Raw genomic sequence first — 25554 nt, 5'->3', positions numbered from 1 at the left:
TATTAAAATAAAGGAACAATCATGAGAACAAAATCTAGCCTGAGTATATTAACTTTATCCTGTTTAACCGCACTTGGAACTGTTTCTTTGTTGGCCGAAGCTGCTATTCCGAATACTATTCCAAAACTGTCAATGGTAGAACACGCTGCCCCTGATCTTGATTCGCTTAAAAATGATGCGATTAACGATCCCTCGTTTATCAGCTCGTTATTCTCCTTGGGACACCATCTTGGATATGCATGGGCTGGCGGTACGGCATCCCAGTATGTTGGTGAAGACATCGAAGTCAGAAGAGAATCGAGCAACGAATACAGTCTTAAAGCCCGCTATAACGGCAATGATCCTTATGCAAGCGGCTACAGAGCGAATGAACGTTTGAAGGTGAATTTACAAAATATCCATTTCGTGACTAATCCTCAAAACCTAAAGTTAGGTTCACCTCAAGTTTATGATCGTGAAGCTATTTATACCGCTCCAGTAGTGATTTACAACTGGGGCGATACCGAAGATACCGGTGTAGCCACCCTAAACTATGATTACACCACTAGCTGGGCCAAAACCGATAATTTCTCTTTCTCCGAGAAAATTGGCGTAACCAATAAATATGAAGTGGGTATTCCAGGAATAGGCGGAGCGAGTTCTGAAATCAGTGCCGAATTTTCCGCCAGCCAAGGTTGGAGTGAAACCAACGGTAAAAGTACAACGATTTCTAGTCAAGCACAGTACCGAGCAATTATGCCGCCTCGCAGCAAACGTTATATCTCAATCACTCTGTTTAAACAAAAGGCGGATGTTCCATACACCTCAAGTTTATATATGATGTACGATATAAAATATGAGAACTTCTTAAAATGGGGAGGTAATGCGCATATTAATCATCCAACAAACAGACCTAATTTTCCTTACACCTTTGGCGGAGCGAATGCGAATAATCTTAATGGACCAGAAGCCTTAGTCGATCAATATCTTCATCAAGATATAAACGGTTATGGTGTATGGGATTGGCCTGCTGCGATTAGTTCTGCACAGTCAAAAAGTGGCTTTGAGTGGCAATTGGCGAATATAGTTAGACAACATGGCGCACCTATCAGCGGTAAATTTACCGCAATAGATTCGAGTCAATTTAATATTGATGCCAGTGAATCCTATCCGCTAACTGATGAAGATATTGCTAATCGTCCTAAAAGCGCTCAAAAATTAGGACTGAGTCGTAATATTCAAGTTGCCGTCGGCGAGATCCAAAATAATGATGAAGATGGTTTAATCAAAAAACTGAATATTTCGCAATCAAGCGAAGTCATGTTAAATAATTAAAAACGGTGAGTTTAATCGTTCAATTAACTTGAGAATGTAAAAGCTTTTGGCTAGATACTTTATCGCTCACAAGTTATTACACCGCCAATCTATGGCTCAAATGACCTTTAGGTGTTCAGATAGTTTAATAGCGCTTGCATAAAAATATAGCTAAAAACTCCATTAAAAAGCCACTCATTCGAGTGGCTTATCTTTAAGTCCTGCTCATATAGTGCGTCTACTTTACCAGCAAAGATGTACGCAAAACACAACTCATGTTTAATCTAATCGGTAAAAAAATGCAATCCATAAGGATTGCATTTTAGAAAAAACCTATAACCGCTTAAATTACATGTTTACTTTTATGCCTAGGAAAGCTCTACGACCTACTAGATCATACAAAGCATCATTAGTATAACCTGGTGGTAAAGAGTCAAATAGGTTGCGAATACCACCATTTATCATAACGTTATCACTTAAATGATAAGTTGCAGATAAATCATGTGTAGTCATAGAACCAATATATCCAGGAGCTAAATCCTCAGGTGAACCGCCATTTTTAGAAACATCATAAGTAACAACACGATCAATATAACGTGTTGACCAACTTACAGTTAAATCATCTAAACGGTAATCAGCACTTAATCGGAATTGTAATTCTGGATCTCCCACTTCGCCTTTTTCATCATTCACTTCATCAGGACGATTCTGGAACTCTAACTGTTCAAGTTCAAGCAATTGGTTTGCAAGTAAATTAAACTTCAATTCACCAGGTGCGTTAAAGCTAGCTAAATCCAAACCGTAGCTTGCTTGAAACTCAATACCCCTAGTATAAAGCGCTGAAGTATTTAAATATCCAGAACGAACCAAAGTAATGTCATGAGTAGTAGGATCTCGGTCAACTTGAGAACAGAAAGTGCTATCTGGAGAGCCTGTTGCATCAACACAGTTATCAGCAACTACCTGTGCTGCAATTGATGTAATAGCATCTTTGATTTCAATATCATAATAATCAATTGTGAACGCTAATTTATCAACAAAAGTAGGTTCCCAAACAATACCACCAGTAAAGGAAGTTGATGTTTCCGGATCTAAATCAGGATTACCTCCAGAGATAATATCAACAGAGACGTTATCATTAGCTTGGAAGCCTACAGGAACGCCAAGAGCTGCACAGTTTGCAATGCGATCTGGATCATCATTAATATTGTCGGCATCACATGGATCAGAGACACGAGCAAATCCTGGTGAACGAGGGCTAAATGCCTCGGCTATATTAGGAGCACGTACAGCCTCACCGTAAGTACCACGTAAACTCAGTTGTTCAAATGGAGCATAAAACAACCCAACTTTCCAAGCTTCAGTTTTCCCTGAGTGTGAGTAATCAGCATGGCGATAAGCACCATCAACACTTAACTCGTGAGCAAATGCTAAATCTTTGATTAATGGAACGTTTACTTCAAGGAAGTATTCCATTACATCGTATTCACCATAAGAGTCTGGTGTTGCAGCATTCGTTAAAAATCCAGCCTTAGTAAATTCATCGGTAACGGAAGCAGAAGTCTCTTCGCGATATTCGAAACCAACAACCATAGCAACTGGGCCACCTTGAAGTTCAAATAGCTCGGCTGAATCGGTTGCTAATGTTCCACCAATTACTTGCTGAGTAATTTTATCTTCACGTGTAACGTCAGCAGATATCCAATCACGGGCTTCCGCGGATGCTTGACCTAAACCAAAAGGATTATAAGCAACACAATCACCACCATTTACAGATGCAGGATCTTTATACCCAGGCCCCTGCGCACTAGGCACTTGACTTCGACACGCAGCTAAACCTGTTGCAGGATCGATAACCGAATCTAACGCAGCAACAAAATTATCTGGTATTAAATCATTCAATGTTTTACGTTGATTTCGAGTTTCACCATATACGAAGTAAGTATCATAATTAAAAATTGTTTCACTTAAAGTAAAACCACCTTTAAATCCACCTACATAACGGAACAACTCACGGGTATTCTCAGCACTGCGGTTGCCTAACTCATCAAAAAACTTTGCAAAAACAACTTCTGTCTGACCGGCATCCAATAACGTTTTACGTAAACCTTCATCCAAAAAGGCATTATCTACAACATTTACGGTGTCATCACCAAAACGGAATGATGGCTGGAACTGCTGACGAATATCCGCCTTAACGTACTTAAAGTCGCTATAAAGTTGAATATTATCATTTAAATCAAAATTAAATGATGATCCAACAGTAATACGTTCAACTCCTGGAATATAGTTTTCATAGGACTCTGTATCGAAACAGGTATCACAACCATTAGGGAAAGAACCAAATGCGAAACTATTGTCACCGTCACGTTCAACTTGCACTAGAGGGTTACCAGCCTGATCAAATGCCCAACGACCACCTGCACCACCAAAGGCATTGATAACGCCCGTAGCGCTAATCATTTCTGAATAGACTTTTGGCACACGTAATCTATCAGGAATTCCATCATCTTCCCCTTTACTATCAGGGTTGATAATTGTTCCCCATGAATCAAACTGGCGAATATCACGTGACATCACTTCTTTAGTACGGTCATAACCAGCGAAGAAAGTCACATTACCGCGGCCATCGGCAATATCAGCACCGGTTAGCATGTCAAAAGAATGCTCTTGTGTACCGACACCTTCTAATGAACCTGAAGTCCTGGCATTAAACTCAAAACCTTGATAGTTTTCTTTTAAGATAATGTTAATAACACCAGATACTGCATCGGAACCATAAATAGCTGAGGCACCACCAGTCACGATTTCAACTCTTGAAATCATGCTTGCTGGAATGGTCGATAAATCAACCTGAGCTGAACCAGGTTCGCCCGCTACATGTCGCTTGCCATTAACGAGCACAAGAGTACGGTTTGCACCTAAACGTCGTAAGTCAGCAGAGCTCACACCCGCGCTCTCATTACTATTATTGTTACCAATAATAGTATTAGTCGCGCCAATAGAAGGTAACTCAGAAAGTATACTGGCAAGGTCAGAGTTACCAAACTTAGCCAATTCTTCAGCTCCAATACTAACGATTGGGGATGGTTGAGTTAATTCTGGTTTAGCAATACGAGAGCCTGTTACAGCAACTTTTTCTATTTGATCATTTGCTTGTGTTTCCTCTGCAATTACAGGAAAAGTGCAAGATGCAACAACTCCGAATGCACAGGCTAGCTTAATTGAACAAGCTAATTTAGAACCCTTAAACATGTTATATCTCCCTTTAAACATCAAAATATTCTTATATTTTTCTTCAAAGTGAAAATCCAGTTATCATCTAGATAACTGGACAACTAAAATTTTCACTTAAATATATAATGCAACAATAACGAAGGAGTTAAAACATTTTACAAACATAAATTTCAAATCAATTAACAATTTAATTTCATCAAGCAGGACGACATTATATTAAACCCATAAATATCAAACACATAAAAACAATCCAAAGGTAAAACTTGATGATGAAAATAATTGGAGTCACGAAAAATCAGACTAAAGACTTACATTGTCATTAACACTACTTTACAAATTTATTGGTAATAGGTGAAGTTTTTTGAAGTTATTAAATATCTTCAAAGCCTTAAAACTGAGCACAATCAAAATAAGTATTAACTTAAAATAAACTGAAAAAATTTAAATATAAATTCTTACAATTTTTTATAGTTAGCACTTAATGGCAGCGAGAGCGATAAACTAATCAATATTTAGTCATTACAATGAAATCATCTAATTCTTGCCCTGAAGTTATCGGAAAATGACGGTTCAGCCGCACAAGGCCTGTGATGCGATCGACCCTGAAATTACGAAAAGCCGAACGTAGCTCACACCAAGTCAGTAAGGTCCAAGTGCCACGCCAAAAATAGATGGCGAGCGGGCGCACTTCCCGCTCGGTGACATCGAGTTTGACGTCTTGATAGAAGAGTTTGACGTATTCGCGGCGCTGAGCTGAGTTACGCAGCGGATCGAGGAATTGGAACTCATTGGATTCGAGGTAAAAATCCGGTGAAAACATCAAGGATTGATAGGCTTGTAGTCGTTTTGGTAGTACGGCTTCGACTTTAATCATCGCCTGCCTCGCGGCGCTACCAAGCTCCTTGCCACCCCAAGTTTGCACCATACGCATGCCAACTTGAATCGCTTCGAGTTCGGCTTCGTTAAACATCAAGGGCGGAACATTGACCTCGTGGCGCAACAAATAGCCGACACCCGCCTCCCCTTCAATGGGAATGCCACTTAGACACAAATCCTGCACGTCACGGTAAATCGTGCGCGTGGACACCTCTAACCGTTCAGCCAACTCTTGGGCTGTGGTCAGGCGTTTATGTTTAAGAATTTGCACTATTTGAAATAGGCGGTCGGCGCGGCGCATTGACTCTGATTCAATCCTTTAGTTGCCTATCCGTTGATTAAGCATTGTGAGTTTACATAAATCACTGACATATCCTGATACTCACTTGAGTGATAATTTACGATTTAAATCATAAAATCCCGATATAAATCTCAACCTCAGTGGCGCTGAGATAGACTTCAAAATCAGTTTGATAACGGCGCTGATGCGGACAATCGTTAGCACTAAAATAGCCCCACACTTGTCCCCAAAGATCGATAACACACTGGGGCATGTCACCTTGACCGGTGAATTTAAGGTATTTACCGGCTTCAAGATCCAGCGACGTGAAGTGGTTTGCCTCAACAGGGGCATCAATTGCCTTGCCCACCAGCACAGCAAACTCGCCATTCATGTCTGACTCATAGTCATAATACACGCCATACATGGGCGAATTGAGCATAGCGGTGAGCTGGGATGATTCAAAAAAGGCTTGCCATAAACCGCCAATTTTAGCGCTATCGGCGGACATTTCGGCCCGATTGTTCGTGCGGGTACTCAGTCCAAGTAGCGGTCGAGCATCAATATAAACCACGTCCATCTTTGTTTCTTCCATAGAAATCTAAACCCATACTTTAGTTAATTGCGTGATTTTAGCGTCGTGCCTTAAGGCCACGACGCTAATACATTAATCACTTACGACTACTTATCCTTAGACCACAGACCCACTTTGTTACCTTCGCTATCGGCAAATAACGCGATATAACCACACTCACCATCTTTTATCGGTGTGACTGGCAGGATAATCGTCACCTCTGCTGCGATAAGTTTATCCACTAAAGGTTGCAATTGTGCGCTGAAATGCAGATATACAGTGCTGCCTTGCATCGATGGCTGACTCATGCTGCATTTGACTAACCCTATGCTCGCCGCACTCGCATCTTCGGTGACTATCGTCGCATATTCCATGTCTTCCATATCGTCACGTTTAAACTCAACCCCAAAATGCTGCTGATAAAAAGCAACGGCACGGTTCATGTCACTGACAGGAATTTCACCCCAAACTAACGGTGCAATAGATAACATTTTCACTTTCTCCTTGTTGAAAAATATCAATGATTCAAACCTTATTTATAAAATTCAGGACTGAATCATTAACGGGCGACAACAAGAATAAAACAAGGCTACTGACAGCATGATGTCAGTAGCCTTTTAATAAAAGTGAATGTTAAGGTTTTTGGCTTAGCAGTTAAAAGCGTTACTTTGGCAAACTGGCTTGGTGCGCCTGAATAAAATCATCCATGGCTTTGCTCGCTCTCGCTTGGGCACTGGCTAAGGTATCTGTATCGACCATAGTTTCGACCACTTCGTAGTAGCACTTAATTTTAGGTTCAGTACCAGATGGCCTAACGATCACCCGAGCGCCACCCGCTAGGCAATAGGTTAATACATCGCTCGGTGGCAAGTCGATTTTCTCAACGCTACCATCGGCAAAACGACGCTCAAGAGCTTTTAAATCATCGGTTGAGAGCACGTCTTGCTCACCAATCTTCACGGGGGGATGTTTGCGTAAATAGGCGCCAATATTAGGCGTGTCAGGTTTTAGTGCAATACTCACCTGTGCATTGAGATGGAAGCCATGCTCACGGTAAATTTGCTCGAGTCTGTCCCAAATCGTTTGCCCCTTCGCCACCAGCTCGGCAGTTAATTGGGCAAATGCCACCAGCGCCGACAAGCCATCTTTGTCCCACACCATGTTGCCAACTGTGTAGCCAAGGGCTTCTTCATAGGCAAACAGGAATTGATCCTCAGGGGACGTTTTCGCGATACCCACATTCATCAACCACTTAAAGCCGGTGAGCGTGGTAAAGCTTTGCGTGCCAAACCCTTGAGCAATCTTAGATAACAGACTCGATGACACTATCGTGGTACCCGTAAGTCGCTGATTATCTTTAGCATGAGATAACAAGTAATGCCCAAAGAGCACACCAACTTGATCGCCCGTTAGCATCTGGTATTCGCCATCCTCACGGCGCACAGCGACCGCAAAACGGTCGGCATCGGGATCGTTAGCACAGGCGAGCATAGCGCCGTGTTTTTTCGCCTCGGCGATCACTAAATCCATCGCGCCCTTTTCTTCCGGATTGGGGAAGTTCACCGTCGGGAAATCGCCATCGGGTTCACGTTGGGAGGCAACCGAATAAACTTGGGTGAAACCCGCATCTTTCAATACGGTTTCAGCCATTTCAGCGCCCACGCCGTGCATGGCGGTATAGGCTAAACTGACCTTTTCTGGAGCCGTATGGTTTTGCAGCACCTCAGCTTGCTGCACGCCATGGCGATAGCTTTGGTAAAAATCGTCCTGCAACAGAATCAACTTACCCTGTTTTACCGCCTCATCATGTTCTAAAAACGGAATCGCTTGATTCGCGGCGCGCTCAATTTGCGCGGCAATGCCAGAATCGTGGGGCGGAATAATCTGCGCGCCATTCTCCCAATACACTTTATAGCCATTGTATTGCGGCGGGTTATGACTCGCGGTCACTACAATGCCTGCTGCCGCATTAAAATGTTTCACCCCAAAGGCTACCAGCGGTGTCGGCGCCACTTTAGACGTTAAGCGCACCTTAATGTCCATAGCGGTCAGCACACTCGCCGCATCATGAGCAAAATTGAATGAGTCGTGGCGACCATCGTAACCAATCACCACACCACGCTCGGCGGCATCTTTAATCTGATCAAGTAGATAAGCACCAAGGCCTGCCGAGGTTTGACGGATCACCAGACGGTTCATCCCCATAGGTCCCGCGCCGACCACACCGCGTAATCCTGCGGTGCCAAACTCTAAGCGACCGGCAAAGCGCGCCGCGAGTTCGGCTTCATTGCCACTATCGACTAGGGTTTGTAATTGGGATTGAGTGCGAGGGTCAGGATCATTTTCAAGCCAATGGTTTACCTGTAACTGCAGATGGGTATTCATAACACGCCTCATTGAAAATCATTTGCAATCACATTAGGAAAAACAGCGGCGAAGAACAAGCTAATTTGCATTAATTTCAAAATGAGCTGAGGCTTAATTTCGGCATAAACTAAGGCTGAGCATAAAAAACGCACTATCTGACCATTCATGCCGGATAGTGCGTAGGTGTTAACGAGCTTGTTTGATAACTGATTTACAACTTAAAGATATTGTCCTTCGCATCTCTGTCGATGAGTTTCACAAAGGGATCGACTCCCACATAACTGGGTTTATCAGCCAAAGTGATCGTCAACTTGTTTTCGCCACTAACAAGTCTGTGCTTCTCAATTAATAACACCTGTTTATCGTCCTTCAGCTTATCGGGATCAGCACTAAAAGCACCGATATCAATCATGGCATCTAAAGGTTGTTCGGTTTCTTCACCTTTACCACTGGCCACCTTGCGGCTGGCATAGACGGTCAGCTCAACTTGCGTCTTGCCATCAGGCAGAGTCGTCATTACCGCATTGGTTAACCTGAGGTCGTAGAGCGTGATCTCATTAAAAGACTCATCGATAAAGCGAGCCTGCGCTTCATCTGCCCCTTGCTCAAGGTAACTCACCAAATCCAATGTGGTTGGGAAAGGATCGTTACGATACTGATAACGCGCTAAAAATGCCTTGAGATTAGCGTTGAGTTTCGCTTCACCTAACACATCTTTAATCGCCATCATCACCACTGAGCCTTTCTGATAATGAATGTACTGCTGATTTTCACTGCGCAGCAAAGGCATCTCTTTTATGGACTCGGATGAACGGCCACGTAAATATCTATCTAATTCATATTTCAAGAATTTACGGATCATTTTATCGCCGTACTTTTTCTCCAACACCATAAGCGCCGAATACTGTGACAAGCTTTCGGATATCACAGCGCTACCCTGTACGTCAGCAGCACCCACTTGATGTCCCCACCATTGATGCGCCACTTCATGGGCGGTGACGTAATACACAGGATCGATATTATCCTCGTTGCGTAAATCAGTGATAAAACCAATACGTTCAGAGTAAGGCACTGTATTAGCGAAACTTTGTGCAAAACTACGGTAACCCGGAAACTCCATGATCCGCATTTGTTTGTGCTGATAAGGCCCAAATGCTTGTGTGTAGTAATCGATAGAATCTTTAACTGACTCTATCATGCGGGCAACGTTCCAAGGGTGATCTGCGTGGTAATAGACCTCAACGGCGACACCATTATGCTCGGTTTTTTCTACCTGATAACGGCCCGAAATAATGGCATAGAAGTTCACCATAGGGCTGTCCATCGAATAATGGAAATACTGACGCCCATCCTGCTGCCACTGTTTTTGCAAATATCCTGGTGCTAATGCAATTTGATCAGCACTTGTCGAAATAGTGGCTTCAAATTGAATGAAATCGCCATCGACGCCAAAGAAGTTTTGCGTGTAATAGCGGCTGTCTTCAAGTTTATTCGCACGTGCTTTTTCGGCTAAATCGCGCTTTTGGCGCTCGTGGCGATCCATCAGCTCATAGCCATCTTGATAACCAAAGAGCGGCAATAGCTCAAAGTTATTGATGAAGGTGCCATTTTCAACCACTGACATATCAAAGCCAGATTCAGCAACACCCACCGACTCGCGTACTAGTTGGATATCCCCTTGCACCACTTGCCCAGGCTGCACTGGCGTCGAAAAGGTCAGCCAAGTATTACGATAGCGGCTATCAAACTCACCTAAGTTAGCATTAGGAATATTGATTTTTACCGTATCTGCCTGAGTGTGTTCGGGCAACTGCACTAGCATCTTCTCGATCGGTTTAGCCGACTTGTTTTGCCATTCAAACATCACCTTAGCGACAATTTTGCGATCTTCAGGGAAAATATCGACATTCGCATTGACCTTAGTGGTCACTAAAATCGGCATGTCTTGGTATTGCTTAAAGGCCTTCTCATAATCGGCTTGCAGATCTGTGATCTCATCTTGAGTGAGGAACTGATTCACCACTTTGGTCTGGTAGAACAAATAACTACCCATACCCAAAAACACCACTAAGGCAACACTAACAATGGCTTTACCACTAAAACCAAGCTGATAGCCCAGTAAGCTCAGACGCGTTTTAAGACTCTGCTGCGGTCCGCGATGATACAAACCATAACCTAAAACAAACAGGATAAAGCTAAAAGCCCCCCAGTAAATCATATAGAGTGCATGGCTTAATAAGCCCCAGCCGTAGCCGTTCATATCGGAGTAAGTTAAGGTTGGCGATTGACCAAAGTTATACAGGCTATGGCCAAATCCCCAGCTTGCCATGACAAACGTCGTTAGATAATAAGCAACAAATAAACCCATACCTGCGTACTTATTTGGGCTAAGCACTTGCAGGAAAAATGCCAGCACAGCAGTCATCAACAGCGGCAAGAGGTAATAAAATCCCAATCGAATAAGGTACTGAGCAATCTCAAGATTGGCTTGACCTTTTATCAGTTGGAAGGCGATGGTGGTACACATGGCGAGCACGTACAGCAAGGTCATCACTATGATCACAGATACTAGCTTAGAGCCCCAAAAACTTAAGTTTGATACGGGAACACTGTCGACGATATCCCCCATTCCTGAACTGCGTTCACGCCAGACGATTTCTGCACTGTAATAAATCAGCACTATCACCATCAATAACCCCGTCGCGCCGGCAATGTTATCCACCATATCTTGGGTTAATGGCCAGTTAGATGTGCCATACCAACCAAAATCATCGAACATGGGGCCGACTAAGTTGAAAATCGTCAGCACGCCTAATACCACAAATGGCGCGGTAAACAGCACTTGGCGTACTTCAAATTTAACGCGCGTCCAAAATTGCTGACGACCATTAGGTTCAGTTGCCATAGCCAACTGTGCCAAAGGCACTAAGCTGGGCACTATTCCCGCTTTATCAGATTTTTTCTCACGCTTCTTGGTCAAGCTCGGCTGACGAAAAATCCCGGAAACGGCCAGTAACACGCAGGCAATCCCAAACCATAGCGCGCGGTTTTGCAGCACTAGCCCAGAGAATTCAATTAACTGGTTATTCTTCTCACTAATGGTCCAATAACGAGTCACTTCGGCAAAGGTGCGCAGCGCAAAGGGATCAAGCAAGGCAGCTATGGTGCGATATTGCGGCTGACTCGCCATTTCGCCCGTTAGGGTATAGAGCACCAACATAGCCACTGCAGTCAGATAAAGCGCCATTAAGGAACGAAAACGACTTGCCATCGCATAGAACAGAGTGGAGATAAGCAGCAAACTCGGCATGGCGAGCAAAAAATACGGCACAAGATAATTCGATAACACAAAAGGCCCAAAGCGGCTCGCATCGACCCATGGCATAAAGGAACCGAGCATTAACCCTATGGGAATAAACGCGAATACCATCATCACTACAACAAAGCTGCCTAAAAAGCGGCCAAATTGATATGCAAATGGCGATAGGGGTTTGCTATAAATCAGCTCTTCCATCAAATGCTGATGATTGCGGATAGCCGTGCTGCCCACAAAATTCACCACGGCAAACATGGAAATTAATCCCATGATCAACATAGTTTGGGTAATACCAAATGGGCTGTCTTTCATCACCTCGCCGCCACTACCAATTTGGATATTGTTAGATGCGACAGATAGAAAACTCATTAAAAACAATAGAAAAGAAACAACATAAAAGGATGGCTGACGTAAATAATAACGCCACTCAAACCTAAGCATTGATAACAACATATTGATATCTCCTTAGGCAGCCTGACGGCGATGACTGTGTAAGGTAGAAAAATACAGATCTTCAAGCCCAGCTGTCGCTGGGATAAATCCTTCGGGGCAGGTCTCTGCCATCACATTCAGTACTGTGCGGCCCGCGAATAAACGCTTAGAAATCACAGGCAATTGCGCTTCGAGCTCCTGCGCCTGCGCTTGACTCACAGTCTTAGTCCAAATCTTTTCCGTTAACTCACTCACTAATTGGTGGGGATTGCCTTGAAGCAAGATCTTACCCGATGCTAATACCGCCATATTGGCGCAGAGTTCAGACACATCCTCAACAATATGCGTCGAGAGGATCACCACTTTTTCCTCGCCTAAACTCACCAGCAAGTTATGGAAACGGTTACGTTCTTCAGGATCAAGACCCGCGGTAGGCTCATCAACAATCAATAACTTAGGATCACCAAGTAAGGCCTGAGCAATACCAAAGCGCTGACGCATACCGCCAGAGAAACCACTCACGGCTTTATTTTTATGCTGATAAAGATTGGTGTGAGCCAGTAATCCTTCAACCGCTTCTTTACGCAGCTTGCTCTGATTAATCCCCTTAAGAATGGCTAAATGATCTAACAGGTCATAGGCGCTAATACGCGGATAAACATTAAAGTCTTGGGGTAAATAACCTAAGGTTTTACGCAGCGCTTGAGGGTCGGCTAATACATCAATACCGTCAAATACTATGCTACCGCTATCTGCACTTTGCAGGGCGGCAATGGTACGCATCAGTGATGACTTGCCCGCGCCATTGGGTCCAAGTAAACCAAACATCCCTTTGGAAATCGTTAAATCAACACCATCGAGTGCTTTAACACCGTTATCATAAGTTTTAGTGAGATTAGAAATAGTCAGCATGCTTCCCTCTTGCTTCTGTGAGTTCAAAATACCGACAAACTATCACATAAACTTAACCCTTACAGTAGTTATCAAGATATTCATGCACTTACAGAATGCTAGCCAGAAAAACAAACTGTATATTGTGAATCACTAAAATAGCAAAAGGGACTCTATTTGAGCCCCTTGTTATTGAAATACAATATAAAAGTAGAAATATGCCGTCAAATCTGAGATGGCGTACTAAATACAATTAGTTACATAAACTTCAACATTAGCGAGAAGGTAAAGTGCCCTCGAATACGCGCACTTTGATGTTCTTTTTCAGGTTATCTTGGTCTTCTTGCCATTCTTGCCACTGGGTGAGACTGATGCTGAGCTGCAATGAAAAGTCAGTTGAAATCCACTCTTTTTGCCCTTGGGCATATTTAGGTACGGGGACTATGTTGCTTGGTCCAACAAAGGATGCTGAGCACATAAAGGTTTTGAAATACACTTGGTCAATCGATAAATCGAGGGCGCTGGGCGATGTTAAGCATTGACCACTGCCCGGCTCTTGATACGAGGCAAATTGGTACATGATTGCCGGAGTATTATTAGTGCTATCAGGAACGGATGCGGTTTGATGGCAAGATAAACAGCTACTTAATGCGTTATCCGCAGGGCCATTTAAACGTCCGTTACACCCTAAGTGTCCCGCATTGGTGTGCTCATTCAAGCGACCAACGACCTCTTGAAATACAGCGCTATCCTTAAGCCCTGTGATTGGGTTTTGAGGGAATGCTGCCGCTCCCACTGTGGCAGGCGGCGTATCATTACCCCACATTAATCCCAGTGGAGAGATACGATCCCAAGGATTTTTCTCTTTCGCTTTAAACTGACCATCGGCGACAAAAGTGCCATAGGCCCAGCCCACGGGCGAGCGGCTGTCACGCACTGCGATGTCAAACTGTAATAAGTACACATCGGCGACAGAGCGCGGGCATTGCTCTGTTTCCTGTTGGAAACTGCAAGCACTGCCATCGGCATTTTTACATTCGCAGAAATCACTGGCGCTGATATTGGCTTGCCAAACGGGTACGTTTTCGAGGAAAGGATAATTATTGGGCGTTGCTGTGGTGAACAGTAATTTGCCGATCACACTGCCTTCATTAAATACAAAATTTTGCTGCGGCATCACAGGTGACGGCGCTCCCGTCCATACCTTGCCAATGCTATTAGCCGCCTGAGGATTATAAAACCCCACCGCCCACATAGTGGTTTTAAGGGAGCCTTGGCCTTTTATCTCCATAGTGACGGGGGCTTCGCGGGTCAAGCCGTGGATAAATTCCCGCCCACTCATAGGATCATAGGTCTGATAGGGAATATGGTACCAAGAGCGAACCTTGTTATTACACAAATCCCAGTCCTTACTGATATCGCCTTTGTCGATGTTCCCCTCTTGAATGTACTTCATCACAGCCCAAAGGTATTTCCACGCTTGGGTATTTTTATCTGTCTCACTCAGACTTTTATCGAAGGGATTGAATTCAAGCCAAGGTGCAGCATTATCTTGCTGCGCACTCGAATAGGCATCGCTCAAGCTAAAAATGGGTCCCTTCCAGCCCGAATAAGCTTGGTTGATGATGACTTGATTGTCCCACATACCTGTTTTATTGAACGCGGGGTCTTGGAAGTAACTTGGGTATGCTCCAGTACAAGTGGAAGTTACATTAGATGCTGTATCAGTTGCTTGTTTGTCTGCAGCTTTTGCACTGACAGTGGTCAATGAACAAACTGAGAGCATGAGTATGGCGGCAATGTTAAGTTTCATAATATCGTCCTTGAAGAGTATTAGTCCTAAAAACTCCCTTTGTGAGTCTCGGCACCAGCGGCGACTCAAAGTAAGCATAGACTAATTTTTAGTATCCTCATTTTTTAACATCCTCTGTAAAGCTCAACGATTCGGATAGTAAGAATATAAAAAAGGCCGTTTAGCATGGGCTAAACGGCCAAGAGATTCGTTATTGGACTCGCCACGAGTCGCGCAAACTATTTCTCTATTTCCCTATTTATCGATTTCTTGGCCGCGCGTTTTCCACAGCGAAAACAAGACCCCGGCAACTAACAGGCCGAACGTCACCCCAAGAGACAGTGCGGTTGGAATAGTAAAGTCCACTATGCCCTCGTGATTGAAATACACTAAGCCCACTTTTACCCCGATAAACACTAATACCACCGACAACGCGTATTTAAGGTACTCGAAACGGTGCACCATGGCCGCCAAGGCAAAATACAAGGCACGTAACCCCAAAATCGCGAAGATATTCGAGGTATAAACGATGAAAGGATCTTGGGTAATCGCAAAAATGGCTGGAATACTGTCGACCGCAAACACTAAATCTGCGGTTTCCACTAAGATCAACGCTAAAAATAACGGCGTCGCCCACCATCCTTTTGATAACTGATGATCTTCACCCCGTACCCAGAACTTCTCCTGATGCAGTGTCGGCGTAAAGCGCATCTTAGTGCGTAACCATTTGTAAAACTTATTATCTTGGATATCACTGTGCTCGTCATTGGAGAAGAGCATTTTCACGCCAGTGAAAATCAAGAAGAGTCCAAATAACACCAGTACGCCTTGATACTGGGCAACGAGCACTGCGCCAAGGCCAATCATAATCGCGCGTAGCACTATTACACCCAAAATACCCCAGAAGAGCACTCTGTGTTGGTATAAACGCGGAATGCCTAAACTACTGAAGATTAAGGCGATAACAAAGACGTTATCCATAGACAGCGATTTTTCAATCAGATAACCCGTCAGGTATTCCATACCCGCCGTTGAGCCCTTGTACCACCAGAGCCAAGCCCCAAACAGTAAGCCCATACAGATATAAAAGGCTGAAAGCTTTAAACTTTCGGCCACGGTAATTTCATGCTGCTCCTTGTGTAATACGCCAAGATCGAAGGCCAATAATGCCAGCACAAAACCGAAAAACATCAACCAAACCCAAAGCGGGTAACCCACAAATAGGGTGGTAAAAAACTCCATAAGTCTCCTTAATAACCAACATAACGGCTGAGCGAAATCAGCATAACTGAGTCTGAAAACCCATAGGAATCCTAGGTATCAAAACAGTGACTATCCAGATAAATCATTCTTAACATCAAAAGCTAATTGATTAAAATTGAGCTTATATCCACCGCCATTGGCATCTAATACCTATTTCATTCAACACTGTTGTGCAACCGATACGCAAGTCTCCGACGCAGAGCGAAGTCGACTCGTTACCTTGCTTTCGGGCGTAATAACGTCCTAACGCTAACAAACGGTTGTTTGCGATTTCTAGTCGAGTCGCTGCCAAACTTCGACTTCTTTTAACTCACCATTTTCAACTCTTTGAGTATGTAACTCTTGACCCTTAATGGCATAACTAAACACAAACTCCGCACCTTTAGTGGCACCAAAAGGGTTCAGCTCTGGCCGCTCTGTATACTCAGTCGCCGTTGCCTGATAAGTCCCAGAGCCCGCTGCCCAGAACTGGCTGACACCGTCCACATTCTTCATGGTGGTAAAACTAAAGTGCCGCGCTGATATCACTTTAATTGCACTCAAATTGAGGATCTGATAATCCACCCATTCGTGCTTTTCATTTAAATAGCGACCTGAGACTAGTTGCCAACTTCCCACTAACGCAAGAACTTGCGCTGCTGATCCAGTGGCCGTATCGACACTCGCTTCAGCGCTCGCTGTTTCAGCACTCATCACTACTGAACTGGCAGTATCAGCATAAACATTTTGTATCCCAATAAAGCCACTCGCACTGGTGAGTACAGCTAACAAGGTAAAAGCCTTCACACTATGACGAATCGCCCCCATTACACTAACAGCACTAATGGCACTAATAGAAAATCCCATGAAAATATCCCTTTATAAAAGTACAAAGCCGCTAGCGCTAAGTTCTCATGTTGTGGGGGTATCTTCAACAGCACAGAATCGATATCAAGCACGCGCTTAAAACAAGGGATAAACAAGAGCTAAACAAAATCTTTAGCAATACCTTAAGCGGCTCGCTAAACGACGCCTTAAACATCAAATCTGCAAAGAATCAAAGCCCTAAAGCCATCTTTAAAAACTAACTCAGTCGAATTCTGGCCACTATTTAGCACTCATTGATTAACTGAAAATGAATTAATTGAGCCACTCAGTCTGACTCAGAAGCAGGTTAACCACAGTTTCAAAGAACGGCAAAATGGTGAATTAAGCAAAATATTCATCAGTTTCAAGTCCCTTGGCTGTTCCATAGCATCCGAGTGTGATTAACTGCAGCTACTGCGGCGTCTTTTAGCAATCAACAAGGCTGCAATAACCACTAATAATGAAAAATAATTAATAAAATTCATTACGATAAAATGAATCAATCGAAGCTTGGTGCATGAAGCGCCAGCAATGGGAGTCTTAAGTGTCAACAGAACAACATCCTCCGCACGCTATGCAAGGCCCACAGGGTTCGCCCCCGCCCGAAATGCTCTTTGGGCATCCTAAGGGCTTGTTTGTCTGCTTTTTTACCGAAATGTGGGAACGCTTTTCCTTCTACGGCATGAAGGCGTTACTGTTTCTTTATCTGATTAAATATCATCTGTTTACCGACGAATTTGGCTATAACGTCATTGGCGCATACGGTGCCTTAGTGTACGCCATGCCCGTGGTGGGAGGTTTATTGGCCGACCGCTATATCGGCATGCGTAAAGCGGTGATCTTCGGTGGTATTTTGTTGGTCCTCGGCCACTTAGGCATGGCCTTTGAAGGCCATCAAGCGGTTATCGTCGCCGGTGAAGTTCAGCGCGATGAACAAGCACTGCAGGTGTTCTATTTATCCCTCGCCTTGATCATTGTCGGTGTGGGCTTTTTAAAACCCAATATTTCCACCATAGTCGGTCAGCTGTATCCCGAGTCATCTCCAAAGCGGGATTCAGGCTTTACCATTTTCTACGCTGGCATCAATTTAGGCGCCACCTTGGCCCCGCTGATTTGTGCTTATTTAGGTGAAACCTATGGCTGGAAGTACGGCTTTGGTTTGGCAGGTTTAGGCATGTTAGCGGGTTTATTGGTGTTTATTCGGGGTAAGAAACACCTGCAGGGCTTCGCCGAACCCAGAGATCCCGCAAGAATTTTAAAGAAAACCGCCGGCATCACCACTGAGCAATGGATTTATTTAAGCGCCATCGGCAGCGTAGTGCTGGTCTGGGGCTTAATTCAAACCCACTCCCTTGTGCTTTCTATTAGCAGTTTATTACCCGCCGTGAGTCCAGTGATCTGGTTCTTGCACTCAGTATCTCTGGTGCTCGCCCTCGGGATTGGCTGGTTTATGGTGAAACACTGCAACCCGATTGAACGTCAACAGATGTCGGCCTTACTGCTGTTCATCATTGCAGGTTTGGTCTTCTTCGGCTTATATGAGCAAACCTACGGCTCATGGGTAGCATTTTCGGACCGCGTGATGGACCGCAACATGCTAGGCCTCGAATGGAGCGCGGGACAGTTAACCTTCCTCGGCGCCTTCTTTGTGATCAGTTTATCGCCCATCTTTGCTTGGCTCTGGCCTGCCCTCGCCCGTAAACATTGCGATCCGAGCAAACCGGTTAAAACCGCACTCGGTATTTTGTTCGCAGGTTTATCCTTTATGGTGCTAGTGCTCGGGATCCAAATGCCGCTAAGCAGTGGCTTAGTGAGTATTTGGTTTTTAGTCGCGGCTTATTTTGTATTAGAAATCGGCGAGTTACTGCTGTCGCCCATTGGCTTATCTGCCGTAACTCAGCTGTCGGTAAAACGCGTGGTTAGCCTGATGATGGGCGCTTGGTTCCTCGGCACTTCATACTCTGAAATCTTAGCCGCAGAATTAAACAAGCTCGCCGCGATTGATACCCAAGGCGGCGTAATAAGTGACGTACCGAGTGCGATGGCGCTATATGAGCAACTGTTTATCTTCTCGGCGCAAATTGGCGTAGTAATGGCGTTAGTCTTCTTTGCCCTTGCGCCATTAATGAAGAAAATGATGCACGAAAAAACAGCGACAAGTTAAGTCTAAGCCCAAGAGTTTAAAAGGAAAGGAAACTTGGCTTACTCTCGCCCTCTGAGGCGACGGTAAGCCAAGACAATAAGATGTAAAGCTAATAACCCCGTAAAAGCGGTGCAGAAAAACAGTAAGGCAATCGAGTTCACTTCCCGCGGCGCGTCATAATAAAGCCACCACCACAGCGGCCAACCGATAGCCGACAAAGCTGTAAGTTGCCACATACAACGTTTGCAGCGACCAATTTTTTGCCTAAAAATCGACGTTTTACAATCACCGCAACTCATAAGTCTCCAACTAGACTATCCAAATAAGAGTGCAAATAAGAGCTGGCATATTGAATATCAAGCACACTTCTAATAACACTATAGCGACGTTTTAAGTCTTGCCATCCCTTCATTGATAGAGATAAGTGCACGATAGCCTAAATCTCGCTTGGCGGCGCTGATATCAAAATAATGGCTGCAGGATAACTGCCGTGCTACAAAGCGCGTCATCATGGGCTCTTCTTGCTTCTTTAGTAGAAAATACACAGTTTCCAACACGGCGCCTGCCACATATGCTACAGATTGCGGCACGCGCTTAGTGACTGGCGGCAAAGCATCGCAAGCCAGAATTAGATTGAGCATTTTGGCCATAGTGATGGGTTCATCGTTACTCAAAAAATAAGCTTTCCCCTGACACTTAGGCTTTGCTTGGCACAGTTCTAGCGCGGCCAGCACATGGGCATAGGCGGCGTTGTCTATGTAGATGGTATCGACCAGCTTATCTTCACGGCCAACCAGTTTAAGCTTATCTAAACGGCCGCGCGCCAGTACTCGAGGTACAAGATGGGGATCGCCAGGACCCCAGATCAAATGTGGCCTGAGCGCGACGGTTTTTAACGCGTAGGGTGCAGTGACTTGAGATGTGTTCGGAATAGAGACTTGAGTGCTAGCTGAATTAATGTCTGAAATAGTGGCTGTCGTGGCTTGAGTTGCTTGAGTTATAGCGGCACTTTCAACCGATACGTCACCCACTTGATTAGCATCAAGCATCATCTTTTCGGCGATGGCTTTGGAATGGGCGTAATAATTAAGAAAGGATGTCGCATAGGGAGTGGATTCATCTATGCCAGATTCATCCTGCCCTGCAAAGGTCACACTCGGGGTACTTGTGTAGACTAACTTATTTATTTTTAATGTCTTACAAGCAGCAATCACATTTGCGGCGCCCTTCACATTCGGGCAAAAATAACTGTCCCTATCGCCCCAAACGCCAGCTTTAGACGCCACATGGAACACGATATCGCAGCCTTGCATCGACTGTTGCAACTGGTCTTTATTGACTAAATCCCCTTGCAACATGACTACGCCCAGCGCTTCAAGTTCGGGATAATGCCCACGGGCAAAACCTGTGACCTTAATGCCCGCGGCTAACAATCTCAAACAAATCGCTTTACCTAAAAATCCCCCCGCTCCCGTAACAAAGGCGTGTTGTACCTTAAGGGCGAGCTGCGCGAGTGCAGTTTTTTCAGCCGCATCAAATTGCGCAAGCGTCGTGCTCTTGATTGGGTTTATCGTCATTTAGGTATCCATTTCAGCACATTTACATGAACTTAAAGTAGGTGTAAGAAGTTTAAAATAAGCACAAGGGCTTAAAAATAAGCGAGTTTGTTCAAATGAACACAGAATATAACGTAAAAAATGCAGGAAAAAAGCCGCGGAGTATATACCCAAGCTACCTGAAAATACGAGTTTCAGAGCACCTAGGGTGCTTCAATTCAAGGCGCATCAATGATGAAATGTCGGCCACCTTTTGAATTGATGCAACACGGAAGTGAAGTGCCCTAGGCGCTCCGTCCCGGCGGCTGATGTTAATCACGGGGTAACGCACTTTATGCTGTGTTGACTATTTTTAACTTAGTCCACTAGGTCTGCCAATAGCCGCAATCGCCATGGATGGCATTGCCTAAAGTACGTTAACCACCCGCTGAATCCTGCATTTTCAGGCTGTTTGGGTATAAATCAACCTTTCGTTTGCGATTGTGCCCAAACGGCTAATTTTTCTCTAAAAATCTTGGCATTATGCCGCACATCCACAGGGAAATCAGGATGGATAAGAAAACGTCTTATGCCCTGCGTCTGGGCAAATTGCTCAGCGATGGTAATCAAATCTTGATAAAGCTGCTGGCTCTTATTGCACACCAATGATTGGTCGAGTTCGATACAGATCAAAGGCTCTATCTCGTTCGCCACTTTCACACCAACTAAGGCAGAGCGCTTCACATTGGGATGGGTATTAAAAATGCGCTCGCAGGGAATAGAATAATAACGCTTTACCAACTGGCCTTTACGGGTGGCATCGACTCTGTGGGCCTTGCGACCGCACATCCACAGTCGGCCTTGATCATCGAGATACCCGAGATCGCCCATGCGATGCCTAAAACTATTGGTGGCGGAGTCCCACATCTTGGCCGCCGCAGTCGCGCTATCGCGTTGACTATCTTTTAGATAATAAGACTGACTCACCATAGGCCCCTGCACCACGATTTCGCCGATTTCACCGTTATTCAGTACTAAGGCCTCATCCCACTCGGGGATAACGGCTTCGCTGATGCCGATGATGCGAATCGTCACGCCATCGATAGCGCCGCCGACACAAATGCCGCCGCCGTTATCTGTGATATCTGTGGTGGTAAATAACGCATCGCTAGCAATCATGCTGATCGGCAAAGATTCGGTTGCACCGTAGGAATTTAAAATCGGCACACCTTGGCTCAACATCTTGCTAAATCGGGCGATGGAGGCAATGGTCGCTGGCGCACCCGCAGAAATGACCCGCTGCACGCTGGGCAGTTTATGCTGTTTTTGTTCACCTGCGCGGCCTAAACGTTCAAGCAAGGCGGGATTAACAAAGATGTTGCTGCATTGATATTTCTCAATCGCGGCAAACAGAAATTCAGGATTGGCGGTAATAGGCTTGCTGGCATCCATTTCTGGAACGATAGACGCCATTCCAAGCGCGGGGCCAAAGAGTGAAAACAGCGGAAACGTCGCTAAATCGCGCTCACCATGGCAAATGCCATAATCGTTTTTTAATGCTTGGATTTGCGCCTCAAACATCCCATGGCTATACACTACGCCTTTAGGCGTGCCGGTACTGCCACTGGTGAATAAAATCGCCGCCATCTCATCAGATTTGAGCATCACCATGGGATATTCAGCATTTTGCGCCGAGGCGTGTTGCGAAGATGAGTGTCGTGAAGAGCTGTTTTGCAGCAGAGTCGATAAACTGATGGCGCCAGTAGCGATGCGTATTAATCTTGCCGCTAAGCCAGTTTTACCGCCATCAACATTGAGCAATGACTTAATGCTGCCCTTACCCCAACCAAATAAACGTCTGGCGATATGGGCTTTGGGAATACCGATAAAAGCATCGGGCGCGGCTTCGGCAAAACACTGCTTAAGATTGTTAATCCCCATGCCGGGATCAACGAGGATAGGAATAATCCCCGCTTTAAACAGCGCAAAGGTGAGTGCAAAAAAATCCAGACTCGGCGTGACCATAAGCACAGCTTTCATGCCACGCTCAATACCATGGGCGTTTAGCGCAAAGGCTATCGCATCGCTTTGTCTATCTAGATTGAGAAAGTCCAACTCGCTGTAACGCAAATTCGCCACAGAAGCGCCCTGAGCGCTTTGTACTGCTACCGCAAGATGGTGGGGAATGGCATGGGCGGCTTGCTTGAGATGACGACAAATATTGGCGTCACTGGCCATTGCTGACGCAGAAGTACCCGTTAAAAGTGACGTATCCAACGGCGTCACTACAGCAGCCAGCAAAGGAGTCACTTCAGTCTCAAGCAAGGTCGACATTAACTCACGGCCTGTTCGGACGGCGCCGCTGCTTGGTCGTCGGCCATAAAGCCCTTGATATGGGCAATCACTTCATCGCAGGCATCTTCCAAAATGTAGTGACCACAATCGGCAAACTCATGCACGGTCGCATGGGGCATGTGCTGACGCCATTTTGCTAAAAAGTGCTTATCGAACACAAAGTCCTTGAGACCCCAGCAGATCAGGGTCGGCACTTTAGCAAATTTAGGTAAACTAGCAGCAATATCAGAGACTAATTGATAATTTCTATCGCCTTCACGCAGTGGAATATCCTGCACAAAACGCAGCGTCGAAATGCGATTAGCCCAAGAGTTAAACGGCGCGACATACGCCTCGCGAATGTATTTCGACATCGGCTGGCGCTTAACACCCACATAGGAAGCAATAGACGAAAAGGCATTGAAACCGCGTACCAACACTGTGCCTAACAGGGTATTACGACAGATCCACAGCGGCCAAGGAAACGGTTTAGTCTCGGGCAAATGGAAAGCGCCCGTGTTCAATATCACTAGGCGTTTAATGCGCTCAGGATAACGCGCCGCATAACCCATACCTATCATGCCGCCCCAGTCGTGTACAACTAAGGTAATGTTTTCTTTCACATTCAGGCTATCGAGCAGGGCTTCGAGATCGTCGATACGATTCTTAAGGGTATAGTCATAACCGCTATCGTCTGGCTTATCCGACAGGCCACAGCCGATATGATCCGGCACTATGCATTGGTGAGTGTCTTTTAAGGCGCTAACAAGATTGCGGTAGTAAAACGACCAGCTAGGATTACCGTGAACCATCACCACAGGCTCGCCTTGACCCTCGTTGATATAATGTAGCTTGTTGCCATTACGGCTAAGAAAATGACGTTTAAAAGGCAACAGAGTGTCTAACATGACGCTTCCTATCTTGATTCTTTATGAGAGCGAATAACGGGTTATGTACAGCTGGCTTAGCTTATCGACAGAACTAAAGACTAAGCTATCAACTGAATCATGGACTTACTGGGTTGACTCGAATGTATGCCAGCCATCAAGCAAAGGCGTGAAAAGGTGCACTGCACCCTACCACTTAATACCTAACATCATGCAATTCAATCCACTGCCTATGCCTAAAAAGCTCACTTGATCGCCCGCTTGTAAAAAGCCTTGATCGTGCGCCATCGCAGCGGTCACAGGTAACGACACTGTGCCCATATTGCCCAGTAGCTGATACGTTGGAAACTCTTTTTCGGGGGGAATATTGAGCGCACTCAGTACTTGCTTACGATTTGAAGCGCCTACTTGATGGCAAATCACTTTGTCCACTTGCTCAACCAGCCAATTACGCTGCTCAAGGAAATGCTCCCAAGTGTGCTTCGCCAATTCAACGCCTTCTTTAAGCAAGGTAACGGCATCGGTACGCATAAACTCACGGTACAGATTGTGCCCCACTTCCTGCAAACCCCATTGACACAACTGATGATGCTCAGGCGCCGATAAGTGCGATGCCCCCAGCAATTGATGCTGACGCACATTTGTCAGCGGCAAGCTGCCGTCGGTAAGGATCACCGCCACGGCACCAGAACCACCGGTTAAGGTCGCCAGTGACTGGGCAAAATTCTGCATGGTCGGATCGGCCAGCATGTTATCGATAGTGACATCGACAATATCCCGCGCCGACTCACAGGACACCACCATACCCGCCTTGATTTGACCCAACTCAATACGGTTCGCGATATCTAAAATGCCCGATAACACCCCAAGGCAAGCATTGCTGATATCGTAAATCGCAGTGTCTTTTGACACCCCCAATTCGGCAGCAATACGACACGCGGTCGCGGGCTCATGTTGGTCTCGGCACACGCCGGTATAGACAACAGCACCTAAATCGGCGACATCAATCCCAGTTTCAACCATGGCTTTACGGGCAGCTTTAATCGCACCGTCGGACAATTGATGTCCTTTTGGCCACCAGCGGCGTTCGGTAATCCCAGTCAATGCGGCAAGCTGTCCCATAGGAATACGGAACTTTTGATACAAAGGAGCAAGACGAGACTCTAGCTCACTACTGGAAACCACAACAGGCGCCAGTTCATAGGCCAGGCTATTAATAAATACGCGGGAATATTTCATGAAACTGTTTTATTCGCTCACTAGAATGACTGACCAGCAGGTCAGCTTTCAGTTGTTATTCGTCATTAATGCGACATTTGAACAAGAAAAGCCCGATGATTCAATAAAAAACCATCTTGAGTGTAAGACTTGTCTCACAGCGCAGGTTCCAAACACGACGGCCCTGAATTCACTATCACTAAACTTAAATGCGCTAATATAGAAATAATTCATAAAAAACATCACAGTACAGCATATTTTTAGACGCGC

The 25554-nt window shown here is 45.1% G+C and carries 17 protein-coding genes; 2 read left to right on the top strand and 15 right to left on the bottom strand.

All coding sequences use genetic code 11. From position 1 onward, the window contains the following. Window positions 1-21 precede the first annotated feature (21 nt). Window positions 22-1314, top strand: a complete 1293-nt coding sequence (locus tag KV201_RS15045) for an aerolysin family beta-barrel pore-forming toxin (RefSeq protein ID WP_226059818.1) — start codon at window positions 22-24, stop codon at window positions 1312-1314. 327 nt (window positions 1315-1641) lie between these two features. Here KV201_RS15045 and KV201_RS15040 read toward each other — a convergent pair whose 3' ends face one another. The 10 genes from KV201_RS15040 to KV201_RS14995 form a co-directional block, all read right to left on the bottom strand. Then, window positions 1642-4548, bottom strand: a complete 2907-nt coding sequence (locus KV201_RS15040; protein WP_226059817.1) for a TonB-dependent receptor — start codon at window positions 4546-4548, stop codon at window positions 1642-1644. A gap of 487 nt (window positions 4549-5035) precedes the next feature. Next, window positions 5036-5707, bottom strand: coding sequence for a YafY family protein (locus tag KV201_RS15035; protein WP_226059816.1), 672 nt, complete (start codon window positions 5705-5707; stop codon window positions 5036-5038). A 109-nt stretch (window positions 5708-5816) separates the two neighbouring features. Next, the gene (locus KV201_RS15030; protein ID WP_226059848.1) at window positions 5817-6266 is read right to left on the bottom strand and encodes a GyrI-like domain-containing protein; all 450 of its coding nucleotides are present in this window, start codon (window positions 6264-6266) and stop codon (window positions 5817-5819) included. Window positions 6267-6367: 101 nt separating this feature from the next. After that, a complete protein-coding gene (locus KV201_RS15025) occupies window positions 6368-6751 on the bottom strand; it encodes a VOC family protein (RefSeq protein WP_006081088.1) in 384 nt (127 codons plus the stop codon). Between the two features lie 172 nt (window positions 6752-6923). Further along, entirely contained in the window at window positions 6924-8645 is a 1722-nt protein-coding gene (locus tag KV201_RS15020) for a phospho-sugar mutase (RefSeq protein WP_226059815.1), read from the bottom strand. Window positions 8646-8838: 193 nt separating this feature from the next. Further along, the gene (locus KV201_RS15015; RefSeq protein ID WP_226059814.1) at window positions 8839-12396 is read right to left on the bottom strand and encodes a M1 family aminopeptidase; all 3558 of its coding nucleotides are present in this window, start codon (window positions 12394-12396) and stop codon (window positions 8839-8841) included. Between the two features lie 12 nt (window positions 12397-12408). Next, window positions 12409-13287: an ABC transporter ATP-binding protein gene (locus KV201_RS15010; protein ID WP_226059813.1), complete on the bottom strand. Its 879-nt coding sequence runs from the start codon at window positions 13285-13287 to the stop codon at window positions 12409-12411. A gap of 253 nt (window positions 13288-13540) precedes the next feature. Beyond that, entirely contained in the window at window positions 13541-15079 is a 1539-nt protein-coding gene (locus tag KV201_RS15005) for a hypothetical protein (RefSeq protein ID WP_226059812.1), read from the bottom strand. 234 nt (window positions 15080-15313) lie between these two features. Next, entirely contained in the window at window positions 15314-16300 is a 987-nt protein-coding gene (locus KV201_RS15000; protein ID WP_006081085.1) for a TerC family protein, read from the bottom strand. Between the two features lie 294 nt (window positions 16301-16594). After that, window positions 16595-17167, bottom strand: coding sequence for a hypothetical protein (locus tag KV201_RS14995; RefSeq protein ID WP_226059811.1), 573 nt, complete (start codon window positions 17165-17167; stop codon window positions 16595-16597). A 544-nt stretch (window positions 17168-17711) separates the two neighbouring features. Here KV201_RS14995 and KV201_RS14990 point away from each other — a divergent pair. Further along, window positions 17712-19331: a peptide MFS transporter gene (locus KV201_RS14990; protein ID WP_226059810.1), complete on the top strand. Its 1620-nt coding sequence runs from the start codon at window positions 17712-17714 to the stop codon at window positions 19329-19331. Window positions 19332-19369: 38 nt separating this feature from the next. Here the strand turns inward: KV201_RS14990 and KV201_RS14985 are convergent, their stop codons facing one another. From KV201_RS14985 to KV201_RS14965, 5 genes are all read right to left on the bottom strand, one after another. Further along, the gene (locus tag KV201_RS14985; RefSeq protein ID WP_226059809.1) at window positions 19370-19609 is read right to left on the bottom strand and encodes a DUF3624 domain-containing protein; all 240 of its coding nucleotides are present in this window, start codon (window positions 19607-19609) and stop codon (window positions 19370-19372) included. A gap of 78 nt (window positions 19610-19687) precedes the next feature. Next, complete coding sequence (gene oleD / locus KV201_RS14980; protein WP_226059808.1) at window positions 19688-20887, bottom strand: 2-alkyl-3-oxoalkanoate reductase; 1200 nt, start codon at window positions 20885-20887, stop codon at window positions 19688-19690. Window positions 20888-21328: 441 nt separating this feature from the next. Continuing rightward, complete coding sequence (gene oleC / locus KV201_RS14975) at window positions 21329-23179, bottom strand: olefin beta-lactone synthetase (protein ID WP_226059807.1); 1851 nt, start codon at window positions 23177-23179, stop codon at window positions 21329-21331. Continuing rightward, window positions 23179-24087, bottom strand: coding sequence for an alpha/beta fold hydrolase (locus KV201_RS14970; protein ID WP_226059806.1), 909 nt, complete (start codon window positions 24085-24087; stop codon window positions 23179-23181). The genes oleC and KV201_RS14970 overlap by 1 nt, the downstream gene beginning before the upstream one ends. Window positions 24088-24255: 168 nt before the next feature. Then, window positions 24256-25305: a 3-oxoacyl-ACP synthase III gene (locus KV201_RS14965; protein WP_028760522.1), complete on the bottom strand. Its 1050-nt coding sequence runs from the start codon at window positions 25303-25305 to the stop codon at window positions 24256-24258. Window positions 25306-25554: the final 249 nt, after the last annotated feature.

The sequence above is a fragment of the Shewanella sp. SR1 genome, assembly GCF_020447145.1.
GTDB classification, from domain to species: Bacteria; Pseudomonadota; Gammaproteobacteria; order Enterobacterales; family Shewanellaceae; genus Shewanella; species Shewanella baltica.
Note: the sequence above shows the minus strand (reverse complement) of the source record. Positions and strands in the feature narration are given on the sequence as shown.